Raw genomic sequence first — 12815 nt, forward strand, 5'->3', positions numbered from 1 at the left:
CTACGTGGTACTAAGCGTGACGAAGTTGAACGTGGTCAAGTACTAGCTAAGCCTGGTTCAATCACTCCACACACTAAGTTCGAGTCAGAAGTATACGTACTTTCTAAAGATGAAGGTGGTCGTCACACTCCATTCTTCAAAGGTTACCGTCCACAGTTCTACTTCCGTACAACTGACGTAACTGGTGACATCTCTCTACCAGAAGGCGTAGAAATGGTAATGCCAGGCGACAACATCCAAATGCAAGTTGAGCTAATCGCTCCTATCGCTATGGATGAAGGCCTACGTTTCGCTATCCGTGAAGGTGGCCGTACTGTAGGTGCTGGTGTTGTTGCTAAGATCTTCGACTAATTCTTAACGAATTAAACGAATGTCTTCGGAAAATCTTGAATTAGATTTGACGAACCAGTATCAAAAAGGGCATCATTTGATGCCCTTTTTCTGCACTCAATATTATTTTAGCTGTTTTCTTGTTCAAAATTTGGTTGAGAGTAGAGCAAGATTAAGCGGAGAGGCTTAATCTTAAGAGAGTAACGCTGATTTTATCAGCGATATGGAGTTTGCCCTGCAACAGCGGGGTTATTGTCGTCTATATTAAGACTTGTGACAGGTTGGTTTATGAAAGCAAATAATGCTGAAACTCCTGATAGCTCAAACGCAGCAGATACGTTTAAGTGGATTGCCGCTTTCGTATTGGCAGCGGCCGCTGTTGTGGGTAATTACCTGTATGGTGAAATGTCTGTAGTTGTTCGTGCTGCAGGCGTTGTTGTTCTTATTGCAGCTGCCCTAGGCGTTGCTGCGACAACGACTAAAGGTAAAGCAGCGATCAGTTTTGCAAAAGAATCTCGTATGGAAGTTCGTAAGGTTGTTTGGCCTACACGCCAAGAAACCATGCAAACGACACTGATTGTTTTAGCTGTAAGTATTGTAATGGCTCTAGTGCTATGGGGAATTGACGGCATCATGGTTCGTTTAGTTGCTCTAGCAACTGGGGTATAGAGGGTAGTGATTCATGAGTGAAGCTCCAAAAAAACGCTGGTATGTAGTTCAAGCCTTCTCTGGATTTGAAGGTCGTGTAGCTCAGTCTCTACGTGAGCATATCAAAATGCACGCTATGGAAGAGCTATTCGGTGAAGTACTAGTTCCTACTGAAGAAGTAGTGGAAATGCGCGCGGGTCAGCGTCGTAAATCTGAACGTAAGTTTTTCCCAGGCTACGTCCTTGTTCAGATGATTATGAACGATGAATCATGGCACCTAGTACGCAGTGTGCCGCGTGTCATGGGCTTCATTGGTGGTACCTCAGACCGTCCAGCACCTATCACAGATAAAGAAGCTGACGCGATTCTTAACCGTCTCGAGAAAGCGAGTGAGTCTCCTCGTCCTCGTACAATGTACGAAGCGGGTGAAGTGGTACGTGTTAACGAAGGTCCATTTGCTGACTTCAATGGTACTGTTGAAGAAGTGGATTACGAGAAGAGCCGCCTGAAAGTGTCTGTATCGATCTTTGGTCGTGCAACACCAGTTGAGCTTGAATTTGGTCAAGTTGAAAAACTTGATTAAAAAAACACCTTTTTAAGGGTTGTCTAAGGCGCGAATTATGACTATAATTTCGCGCCTTTTTACTTCTCATGAAGTAGAGAGATTTTACGTAAACGGGGAGCTGGTCAGCAGACTAGCGTTTGAACCCAAACTTTAGGAAATATCATGGCTAAGAAAGTTGAAGCTTACATCAAGCTACAAGTTGCTGCTGGCGCTGCGAACCCAAGTCCACCAGTTGGTCCTGCTCTAGGTCAACACGGTGTGAACATCATGGAATTCTGTAAAGCGTTCAACGCAAAAACAGAATCTATTGAGAAAGGTCTACCAACTCCAGTAGTTATTACAGTATACAGCGACCGTTCTTTCACGTTCGTAACTAAGACTCCACCTGCTGCTGTTCTTCTTAAGAAAGCTGCTGGCATTAAGTCTGGTTCTGGTCGTCCAAACACTGAAAAAGTGGGCACTGTAACTGACGCTCAAATCCAAGAAATCGCAGAAACTAAAGCTGCTGATATGACTGGTGCTGACATCGAAGCGATGAAGCGTTCTATCGCTGGTACTGCTCGTTCAATGGGCCTAGTGGTAGAGGGTTAATAAGATGGCAAAACTAACTAAGCGCATGCGCGTAATCCGCGAAAAAGTTGACGTAACTAAAGAATACGAAATCAACGAAGCTGTTGCTCTTCTTCAAGAACTAGCTACTGCTAAATTCGTTGAGTCTGTAGACGTTGCTGTTAACCTAGGCATCGATGCTCGTAAATCTGACCAGAACGTACGTGGTGCAACTGTACTACCTCACGGTACTGGCCGCGAAATCCGCGTTGCAGTGTTCACTCAAGGTGCAAACGCTGAAGCAGCTAAAGAAGCTGGCGCAGACATCGTAGGTATGGAAGATCTTGCTGAGCAAGTTAAGAAAGGCGAAATGAACTTCGACGTAGTTGTTGCTTCTCCAGATGCAATGCGCGTTGTAGGTCAACTAGGTACTATCCTAGGTCCTCGCGGTCTTATGCCAAACCCTAAAGTTGGTACTGTAACTCCTAACGTTGCTGAAGCAGTTAAAAATGCTAAAGCTGGTCAGGTTCGTTACCGTAACGACAAAAACGGCATCATCCACACTACTATCGGTAAAGCAAACTTCTCTGCTGAGCAGATCAAAGAGAACCTAGAAGCTCTTCTAGTTGCTCTGAAGAAAGCTAAGCCATCTTCAGCGAAAGGTACTTTCCTGAAGAAAGTAAGCATCTCTACTACTATGGGTGCTGGTGTTGCTGTTGATCAGGCTAGCCTGAACACTCAAGCATAATTTATTTGCTTAGGCGCAAAATTTGTGTATAATTTTGCGCCTAATATTTGTGGTTGGGGCTGAACATTGGTTCTTTGAACTGTCTCCTAGTTCGAAATGAATTAAGACCCAGTCTCCGTCCAAGACCGTAGGTGTTTGTTCTCAAAACAAACTTAATCATCCTACGTAGATGGTGCCCGAACTGACAGAAAGCTCTATGTAAATAGTTAACTTTCTTCTGGGAATGCACCTCAATAGCTCTCACTGTCGTGATGATAGTGAGTGGTGTAACGACAACCAGGAGTAAATCCAAGATGGCTTTAAACCTTCAAGACAAAAAAGCAATTGTTGCTCAAGTCAACGAAGCTGCCAGTGGTGCACTTTCTGCAGTTGTAGCTGATTCTCGTGGCGTTGAAGTTGGCGCGATGACTTCTCTACGTAAACAAGCTCGCGAAGCGGGTGTTTACATGAAAGTCGTGCGTAACACTCTAGCACGTCGTGCGGTTCAGGGTACAGACTACGAGTGTCTAACTGACACTTTCACTGGTCCTACTCTAATCGCGTTCTCTAACGAGCACCCAGGTGCTGCAGCGCGTCTTTTCAAAGACTTCGCTAAAGAGAACAAAGATTTCGAGATCAAAGCTGCTGCATTTGAAGGCGCTTTAACTGACGCTGAAGTACTAGCAACACTACCAACTTACGACGAAGCAATCGCACGCCTAATGATGTGCATGAAAGAAGCTTCTGCTGGCAAGCTGGTACGTACTATCGCTGCTATCCGCGATCAAAAAGAAGAAGCAGCGGCTTAAGCCTTGCTTTTTACTGGTTGCAAAATAAACTTATTGTTGACTTAAAAGAGAATTGTTATGTCTATTACTAACGAGCAAATCCTAGACGCAGTTGCAGAAATGTCTGTAATGCAAGTTGTTGAACTAATCGAAGCTATGGAAGAGAAATTCGGTGTATCTGCTGCTGCTGCAGTAGTTGCAGGTGGCGCAGCAGGCGGCGAAGCTGCAGCTGAGCAAACTGAATTTGACGTAATCCTAACTGCAGCTGGCGGCAACAAAGTTGCTGTTATCAAAGCAGTACGTGGCGCAACTGGCCTAGGTCTTAAAGAAGCTAAAGCTCTTGTAGACGGCGCTCCAGCACCTCTAAAAGAAGGCGTTGAGAAAGCTGAAGCTGAAGCTCTTAAAGCTCAGCTAGAAGAAGCAGGCGCTTCTGTTGAAGTTAAGTAATTATTACTTAATTTCATAGCCTAACGGCTAATGGCTGGTGGTTTTTTAACCGCCGGCCTTTTTGCGCTGTAGGGCATGAGCGAATTTTCCCGCTGTTTAAGCGTCTCATGTCCATGCAAAAAACATTTCATTCCTACGCAATGAGATGTCACTACAGTAAACAGCTATTTAGTCACTGTCCCTTACCCCCCTTAAGTAACTAGGTGCGGGCGGACGGTTTGGGTCACTTATCAGCGAGCTGAGGAACCCCATGGTTTACTCTTATACCGAGAAAAAGCGCATCCGTAAGGACTTTGGTACTCGTCCACAAGTTTTGGACATTCCATACCTGCTATCGATCCAGCTCGATTCGTTCGACAAATTCATCGAACAGGATCCTGAAGGTCAATACGGCCTTGAAGCTGCTTTCCGTTCTGTATTTCCAATTCAGAGCTACAACGGCAATTCTGAGCTGCAATACGTTAGCTACCGTCTTGGTGAGCCAGTTTTTGACGTTAAAGAATGTCAAATCCGCGGTGTAACTTACTCAAAGCCACTACGTGTAAAACTACGCCTAGTTATCTTTGATAAAGACGCGCCAGCAGGTACTGTAAAAGACATTAAAGAACAAGAAGTCTACATGGGCGAAATTCCGCTTATGACAGACAATGGTACCTTCGTAATTAACGGTACCGAGAGGGTTATCGTATCCCAGCTGCACCGAAGCCCAGGCGTGTTCTTCGACAGCGATAAGGGTAAGACCCACTCTTCAGGTAAAGTTCTATACAACGCACGTGTAATTCCTTACCGTGGCTCATGGTTAGACTTTGAGTTCGATCCTAAGGATAACTTATACGTACGTATTGACCGTCGTCGTAAGCTACCAGCTTCGATCATCCTTCGTGCACTTGGTAAAACGTCAGAAGAAATCCTAGATATCTTCTTCGAGAAAGTGAACTTCGAAGTGAAAGACCAAACTCTACTAATGGAGTTGGTTCCTGATCGTCTACGTGGTGAAACTGCGTCATTCGACATCGAAGCGAACGGTAAAACTTACGTTGAGCAAGGTCGTCGCGTAACAGCTCGTCATATCCGCCAACTAGAAAAAGATGGCGTTGATCACATCGAAGTACCAGTTGAGTACATCGTTGGTAAAGTTGCATCGAAAGATTACATCAACGAAGCAACAGGCGAGATCATTGTTAACGCTAACCAGGAAATTAGCCTGGAAGCACTAGCGAACCTATCTCAGGCTGGCCACAAATCACTAGAAACGTTGTTCACCAACGATCTAGACCACGGTCCATTCATGTCAGAAACACTACGTATCGACAGCACTGTTGATCGTATTTCTGCATTGGTAGAAATCTACCGCATGATGCGCCCTGGCGAGCCACCAACAAAAGAAGCTGCAGAAGCACTATTCGAAAGCCTATTCTTCTCTGAAGAGCGTTACGACCTATCGACTGTTGGTCGTATGAAGTTCAACAGCTCTATCGGCCGTGAAGATGCTCAAGAGCAAGGCACACTTGACGAGCTAGACATCGTTGAAGTGATGAAGAAGCTTATCGCGATCCGTAACGGTAAAGGCGAAGTGGACGATATCGACCACCTTGGCAACCGTCGTATCCGTTCTGTAGGCGAAATGGCTGAGAACCAGTTCCGTGTAGGTCTAGTACGTGTTGAGCGTGCAGTTAAAGAGCGTCTAAGCCTAGGCGATCTTGACGCAATCATGCCTCAAGACCTGATCAACGCGAAACCAATCTCTGCAGCTGTTAAAGAATTCTTTGGCTCTTCACAGCTTTCACAGTTCATGGACCAAAACAACCCGCTATCAGAAGTAACGCACAAGCGTCGTATTTCTGCATTGGGTCCTGGCGGTCTAACTCGTGAACGTGCTGGCTTCGAAGTACGTGACGTACACGTAACTCACTACGGTCGTCTATGTCCTATCGAAACGCCGGAAGGTCCAAACATCGGTCTGATCAACTCTCTATCTGCGTTTGCGCGTTGTAACGAGTACGGTTTCCTAGAGACACCATACCGTCGCGTTGTAGATGGCGTTGTTACAGACGAAGTAGATTACCTATCTGCAATCGAAGAAGGCCAATTCGTTATCGCACAGGCTAACGCTGCGCTAACTGAAGAAGGCGGTTTTGCAGATGAGCTGATCACAGCTCGTCAAAAAGGTGAATCTGGTCTACACCCTCGTGAGCACGCTCAGTACATGGACGTTGCGACAAACCAGGTTGTATCTATCGCTGCATCGCTTATCCCGTTCCTAGAACACGATGATGCGAACCGTGCATTGATGGGTGCGAACATGCAACGTCAGGCAGTTCCAACACTGAAAGCTGACAAACCGCTTGTTGGTACTGGTATTGAACGTAACGTAGCAGTTGACTCAGGTGTAACTGCAGTTGCTAAACGTGGTGGTGTAATCCAGTCAGTAGATGCTTCTCGTATCGTTGTTAAAGTGAACGAAGAAGAGCTAGTACCAGGTGAAGCTGGTATCGACATCTACAACCTGACTAAATACACACGTTCTAACCAGAACACATGTATTAACCAGCGCCCATGTGTGATGCCAGGTGAACCTGTATCACGCGGTGACGTTCTTGCTGATGGTCCTTCAACAGACCTTGGTGAACTAGCGCTTGGTCAAAACATGCGTATCGCGTTCATGCCTTGGAACGGTTACAACTTCGAAGACTCGATCTTAGTATCTGAGCGCGTAGTTCAAGAAGACCGTTTCACGACTATCCACATCCAAGAACTTACTTGTGTGGCGCGTGATACTAAGCTTGGTTCTGAAGAGATCACAGCTGATATTCCAAACGTAGGTGAATCTGCTCTGTCTAAACTAGACGAGTCAGGTATCGTTTACATCGGTGCTGAAGTTAAGGGTGGCGACATCCTAGTTGGTAAAGTAACACCTAAAGGTGAAACTCAGCTAACGCCTGAAGAGAAGCTACTACGTGCAATCTTCGGTGAAAAAGCATCTGACGTTAAAGATACTTCACTACGTGTACCTAACTCTGTATCAGGTACGATTATCGACGTTCAAGTCTTCACTCGCGATGGCGTAGAGAAAGACAAGCGTGCGCTTGAAATCGAACAAATGCAGCTTAAAGAAGCGAAGAAAGACCTAACTGAAGAATTCCAGATTCTTGAGGGTGGCCTTCTAAACCGCGTTAAAGCTGTACTGATCGATGGTGGTTACTCTGAAGCGAAACTAGACACGACTGATCGTAAGAAGTGGCTAGAACTAACGCTAGAAGACGATGCACTACAATCACAGCTTGAGCAACTTGCTGAGCAGTGGGACGAGCTAAAAGCTGACTTCGATAAGAAATTCGAAACTAAGCGTCGTAAGATCACTCAAGGTGATGATCTAGCACCTGGCGTACTGAAGATCGTTAAGGTTTACTTAGCGGTTAAACGTCGCATCCAGCCTGGTGATAAGATGGCGGGTCGTCACGGTAACAAGGGTGTAATCTCTAAGATCAACCCTGTTGAAGACATGCCATACGATGAGAAAGGTCAGCCTGTAGACATCGTACTTAACCCACTGGGTGTACCTTCGCGTATGAACATCGGTCAGATCCTAGAAGTACACTTAGGTCTGGCAGCGAAAGGTATAGGTGACAAGATCAACCAGATGGTTAAAGAGCAGCAAGAACTAGCGAAATTCCGCGAGTTCCTACAAAAAGTTTACGATCTAGGCGAAACTCGCCAGAAAGTAGACATTGCTTCTCTATCTGATGACGAAGTTCGTACTCTGATCAAGAACCTACGTGGCGGTCTACCAATCGCGACTCCAGTATTTGACGGTGCACCAGAAGCGTCTATTAAAGCGCTACTGAAACTAGCAGACCTACCAGAATCTGGTCAGCTAAAACTGTTTGATGGTCGCACGGGTGACCAGTTTGAGCGTCCTGTAACTGTAGGTTACATGTACATGCTGAAACTGAACCACCTTGTTGATGACAAGATGCACGCTCGTTCAACTGGTTCGTACAGCCTAGTAACTCAGCAACCACTTGGTGGTAAAGCTCAGTTCGGTGGTCAGCGTTTCGGTGAGATGGAAGTATGGGCACTAGAAGCATACGGTGCTGCTTACACTCTACAAGAAATGCTAACGGTTAAGTCGGATGACGTTAACGGCCGTACTAAGATGTACAAAAACATCGTAGACGGTAACCACAGCATGGAACCTGGTATGCCAGAATCGTTCAACGTACTGTTGAAAGAGATTCGCTCGCTAGGTATCAACATCGAGCTAGAAGACGAAGAGTAATCTCTTTTCTCTTGACCAAGGTTGAGAGAACCAAAAAGCGATTATTTGGTAGAAGGTGCTCACTTTAGCGAGTGAGCTCCTTTTAACTCCTTACAGGAGCTGATTGTGAAAGACTTATTAAACTTTCTAAAAGCACAGCATAAGACCGAAGAATTTGATGCTATCAAAATCGGTCTATCTTCTCCGGACATGATCCGTTCATGGTCTTTCGGTGAAGTTAAAAAACCTGAAACGATCAACTATCGTACGTTCAAACCTGAGCGCGATGGTCTTTTCTGTGCGCGTATCTTTGGTCCAGTTAAAGACTACGAATGTCTTTGTGGTAAATACAAGCGCCTGAAGCACCGTGGTGTTATCTGTGAGAAGTGTGGTGTAGAAGTTACACAAACTAAAGTTCGTCGTGACCGTATGGGCCACATCGAGCTAGCATCACCAGTAGCTCACATCTGGTTCCTAAAATCGCTACCGTCTCGTATCGGTCTACTAATGGATATCCCACTACGTGATATCGAGCGTGTTCTTTACTTCGAAATGTACGTAGTAACTGAACCAGGTATGACTGATCTAGAAAAATCTCAGATGCTTACTGAAGAAGAGTATCTGGATCGTCTAGAAGAGTGGGGTGATGAGTTCACTGCTAAGATGGGTGCAGAAGCTATCAAGGACCTACTAGGTTCTATGGATATGCACGCTGAAGCTGAACAAATGCGCGAAGAGCTAGAAACAACTAACTCTGAAACTAAGCGTAAGAAAGTCACTAAGCGCCTGAAACTGGTAGAAGCGTTTATTCAATCTGGTAACAACCCAGAGTGGATGATCCTGACTGTACTTCCAGTTCTTCCGCCAGATCTACGTCCTCTAGTACCACTAGATGGCGGTCGTTTTGCGACTTCAGATCTGAACGACCTATACCGTCGTGTGATCAACCGTAACAACCGTTTGAAGCGTCTTCTAGAGCTAGCTGCTCCGGACATCATCGTACGTAACGAAAAACGTATGCTGCAAGAGTCTGTTGATGCGCTACTAGATAACGGTCGTCGTGGTCGTGCGATCACAGGTTCTAACAAACGTCCTCTGAAATCTCTTGCTGATATGATCAAGGGTAAACAAGGTCGTTTCCGTCAGAACCTTCTAGGTAAACGTGTAGACTACTCTGGCCGTTCTGTAATCACAGTAGGTCCATACCTTCGTCTACACCAGTGTGGTCTTCCTAAGAAGATGGCACTTGAGCTATTCAAACCATTTATCTACAGCAAGCTAGAGACTCGTGGTCTTGCGACTACAATCAAAGCTGCTAAGAAAATGGTAGAGCGTGAAGAAGCGGTAGTTTGGGATATCCTAGACGAAGTAATCCGCGAACACCCAGTACTATTGAACCGTGCACCTACACTTCACCGTCTAGGTATCCAGGCGTTCGAACCAGTACTAATCGAAGGTAAAGCGATCCAGCTACACCCACTAGTGTGTGCGGCGTACAACGCGGACTTCGATGGTGACCAAATGGCGGTTCACGTACCTCTAACTCTAGAGGCACAGCTTGAAGCTCGTACTCTGATGATGTCGACAAACAACATTCTGTCGCCAGCGTCAGGTGATCCGATCATCGTACCTTCTCAGGACGTTGTATTGGGTCTGTACTACATGACTCGTGACAAGATCAACGTGAAAGGTGAAGGCATGTACCTTTCTGGCCCAGCAGAGGCTGAGAAAGCATACCGCACTAAGACCGCTGAACTACACGCACGCGTTAAAGTACGTATTACAGAAACAGTTGTAGACGAAGACGGCAACAGCACAACAGAGACTAAGATGGTTGATACAACTATCGGTCGTGCAATGCTATGGCAAATCGTGCCAGCTGGTCTACCGTACAGCATCGTTAACCAAAAGCTAGGTAAGAAGCAAATCTCTAACCTACTAAACGAGGCGTACCGTAAGCTAGGTCTGAAAGACACTGTAATCTTCGCTGACCAAATCATGTACACAGGTTTCGCATACGCGGCACTATCTGGTGTATCTGTTGGTATCGACGATATGGTTGTACCGTCAGCTAAGTACACTGAAATCGCAGAAGCGGAAGAAGAAGTACGTGAAATCCAGGAACAGTACCAGTCTGGTCTTGTTACTGCGGGCGAACGATACAACAAAGTTATCGATATCTGGGCATCGACCAACGATCGCGTAGCAAAAGCGATGATGGCAAACCTTTCATCGGAAACGGTAGTTAACCGTGACGGTGAAGAAGAGCAACAAGAATCGTTTAACAGCATCTACATGATGGCTGACTCGGGTGCTCGTGGTTCTGCAGCTCAGATTCGTCAGCTAGCGGGTATGCGTGGTCTGATGGCGCGTCCAGATGGTTCAATCATCGAAACGCCGATCACAGCGAACTTTAAAGAAGGTCTAAACGTACTTCAGTACTTTATCTCAACGCACGGTGCTCGTAAGGGTCTTGCGGATACGGCACTGAAAACAGCGAACTCGGGTTACCTAACTCGTCGTCTAGTAGACGTTGCTCAAGACGTTGTTGTAACTGAACATGACTGTGGCACTCACGAGGGTGTTGACATGATGCCTCACATCGAGGGTGGTGATGTTAAAGTTGCACTAACTGAGCTAGCGCTAGGTCGTGTAGTAGCTGAAGACGTTCTTAAGCCAGGTACAGAAGATGTTCTGATCCCTCGTAACACTCTAATTGATGAGAAGTGGTGTCAGATCATGGAAGAGAACTCAGTAGACAGCATGAAAGTGCGCTCTGTAGTTACTTGTGACTCTGACTTCGGTTGTTGTGCACAGTGTTACGGTCGTGACCTAGCACGTGGTCACCTAGTGAACCAAGGTGAAGCAGTAGGCGTTATCGCTGCTCAGTCTATCGGTGAACCGGGTACACAGCTTACGATGCGTACGTTCCACATCGGTGGTGCGGCATCTACTGCAGCAGCAGAGAACAGCATCCAAGCGAAGATAACTGGTACAGTTAAACTGCACAACGCTAAGTTCGTAATCAACAAAGATAAGAAGCTAGTAATCACGTCTCGTGCATCTGAGCTAACTATCATTGATGAATTCGGTCGTACTAAAGAGAAGCACAAACTTCCTTACGGTTCGATGCTAAGCAAAGGCGACAACGATGCAGTAACAGCTGGTGACGTTGTTGCTAACTGGGAAGCGCACACCATGCCAATCATCACTGAAGTGGCAGGTCGCATCCAGTTCGTAGACATGATCGACGGTGTTACAGTTTCTCGTCAAACAGATGACCTAACAGGTCTATCTTCAAGCGAAGTAACTGACCCAGCATCTCGCCCAGCGGCAGGTAAAGATATGCGTCCAGCTATCAAACTTGTTGATGAGCAAGGTAACGACGTAATGATCCCTGGTACTGAAATGCCAGCTCACTACTTCCTACCTGGTAAAGCGATTGTAAACATCGAAGACGGCGCAGAAGTAGGTGTGGGTGATACACTATCTCGTATCCCTCAGAAATCTGGCGGTAACAAAGATATCACCGGTGGTCTACCTCGCGTAGCTGACCTATTCGAAGCTCGTAAGCCTAAAGAGCCTGCGATTCTTGCTGAGCACACAGGTACTGTAAGCTTCGGTAAAGAGACGAAAGGTAAACGTCGTCTAGTAATCACTCGTGACGGCGGTGACGCTTACGAAGAGATGATTCCTAAGCATCGTCAGTTGAACGTATTTGAAGGTGAGCGTGTTGAACGTGGTGACGTGATCGCAGATGGTCCAGAGTCTCCACATGACATTCTACGTCTACGTGGCGTACACGCTGTAACTCAGTACATCGCTAACGAAGTACAAGAAGTTTACCGTCTACAAGGCGTTAAGATTAACGATAAGCACATCGAGACTATCGTTCGTCAAATGCTACGTAAGTGTACAATTACTCACGCAGGTGACTCTGAGTTCCTACCTGGCGAGCAAGTTGAATACTCACAAGTTAAGATTTCTAACCGTAACCTAGAAGCTGAAGGCAAAGAACCAGCACGTTTCGAGCGTGAGCTACTAGGTATCACTAAGGCATCTCTAGCGACTGAGTCATTCATCTCTGCGGCATCGTTCCAGGAGACAACTCGCGTACTAACAGAAGCTGCGGTTTCTGGTAAGCGTGATGACCTACGTGGTCTGAAAGAGAACGTAATTGTTGGTCGTCTGATCCCAGCTGGTACTGGTTTCGCATACCACCAAGATCGTCAAGCTAAACGTGCTGAAGCGCAAGAAGGTCCATCTGCTGAACAAGCAACAGATAACCTAGCTGCACTTCTAAACGCAGGCTTCTCTTCTGACGAATAATCGTTAAGAGCTTAAAAGAAAAGGCACCCTCGGGTGCCTTTTTTGTTTTTGGGAGCAAAGGTTAGAACGCTACGCTTCGAGATGCGGGAATGCTTCGCTTACGGAATCGAGCTCTGTGCCTTGGGAGAGTCGTGAAAGTTATTTTGACTAAGAGGGCGTTGACGGGACTTGTTC

At 46.2% G+C, this 12815-nt stretch carries 9 protein-coding genes; all 9 read left to right on the forward strand.

Translation table 11 applies throughout. The annotated features are described in order from the left end of the window. A partial coding sequence (locus H735_RS28925) for an EF-Tu C-terminal domain-related protein (protein WP_033006230.1) occupies window positions 1-351 on the forward strand: 351 nt, incomplete at its 5' end. A gap of 267 nt (window positions 352-618) precedes the next feature. Then, entirely contained in the window at window positions 619-999 is a 381-nt protein-coding gene (gene secE, locus H735_RS28930; RefSeq protein ID WP_005440549.1) for a preprotein translocase subunit SecE, read from the forward strand. Window positions 1000-1012: 13 nt separating this feature from the next. Further along, entirely contained in the window at window positions 1013-1561 is a 549-nt protein-coding gene (gene nusG, locus H735_RS28935) for a transcription termination/antitermination protein NusG (RefSeq protein ID WP_005440551.1), read from the forward strand. Window positions 1562-1705: 144 nt separating this feature from the next. Then, window positions 1706-2134: a 50S ribosomal protein L11 gene (rplK, locus tag H735_RS28940; RefSeq protein ID WP_020198014.1), complete on the forward strand. Its 429-nt coding sequence runs from the start codon at window positions 1706-1708 to the stop codon at window positions 2132-2134. A 4-nt stretch (window positions 2135-2138) separates the two neighbouring features. Then, window positions 2139-2840 carry a 50S ribosomal protein L1 gene (rplA, locus tag H735_RS28945; protein ID WP_005384683.1) on the forward strand — a complete coding sequence of 234 codons (702 nt, stop codon included), beginning with the start codon at window positions 2139-2141 and terminating at the stop codon, window positions 2838-2840. Window positions 2841-3133: 293 nt separating this feature from the next. After that, window positions 3134-3628 carry a 50S ribosomal protein L10 gene (rplJ, locus tag H735_RS28950; protein WP_005451126.1) on the forward strand — a complete coding sequence of 165 codons (495 nt, stop codon included), beginning with the start codon at window positions 3134-3136 and terminating at the stop codon, window positions 3626-3628. A gap of 57 nt (window positions 3629-3685) precedes the next feature. Then, window positions 3686-4054, forward strand: a complete 369-nt coding sequence (rplL, locus tag H735_RS28955) for a 50S ribosomal protein L7/L12 (protein ID WP_009705465.1) — start codon at window positions 3686-3688, stop codon at window positions 4052-4054. Between the two features lie 250 nt (window positions 4055-4304). Then, a complete protein-coding gene (gene rpoB / locus H735_RS28960; protein WP_009705466.1) occupies window positions 4305-8333 on the forward strand; it encodes a DNA-directed RNA polymerase subunit beta in 4029 nt (1342 codons plus the stop codon). A 105-nt stretch (window positions 8334-8438) separates the two neighbouring features. Next, window positions 8439-12641 carry a DNA-directed RNA polymerase subunit beta' gene (gene rpoC, locus H735_RS28965; RefSeq protein ID WP_020198015.1) on the forward strand — a complete coding sequence of 1401 codons (4203 nt, stop codon included), beginning with the start codon at window positions 8439-8441 and terminating at the stop codon, window positions 12639-12641. Window positions 12642-12815: the final 174 nt, after the last annotated feature.

Origin of the sequence: Vibrio owensii CAIM 1854 = LMG 25443 (assembly GCF_000817815.1) — a bacterium.
Classification (GTDB): Bacteria; Pseudomonadota; Gammaproteobacteria; order Enterobacterales; family Vibrionaceae; genus Vibrio; species Vibrio owensii.

Excerpts from the sequence above, each read along its gene's own strand:
- secE (WP_005440549.1), top strand. The coding sequence starts at position 619 with ATGAAAGCAAATAATGCTGAAACTCCTGATAGCTCAAACGCAGCAGAT.
- nusG (WP_005440551.1), top strand. The coding sequence starts at position 1,013 with ATGAGTGAAGCTCCAAAAAAACGCTGGTATGTAGTTCAAGCCTTCTCT.
- rplK (WP_020198014.1), top strand. The coding sequence starts at position 1,706 with ATGGCTAAGAAAGTTGAAGCTTACATCAAGCTACAAGTTGCTGCTGGC.
- rplA (WP_005384683.1), top strand. The coding sequence starts at position 2,139 with ATGGCAAAACTAACTAAGCGCATGCGCGTAATCCGCGAAAAAGTTGAC.
- rplJ (WP_005451126.1), top strand. The coding sequence starts at position 3,134 with ATGGCTTTAAACCTTCAAGACAAAAAAGCAATTGTTGCTCAAGTCAAC.
- rplL (WP_009705465.1), top strand. The coding sequence starts at position 3,686 with ATGTCTATTACTAACGAGCAAATCCTAGACGCAGTTGCAGAAATGTCT.
- rpoB (WP_009705466.1), top strand. The coding sequence starts at position 4,305 with ATGGTTTACTCTTATACCGAGAAAAAGCGCATCCGTAAGGACTTTGGT.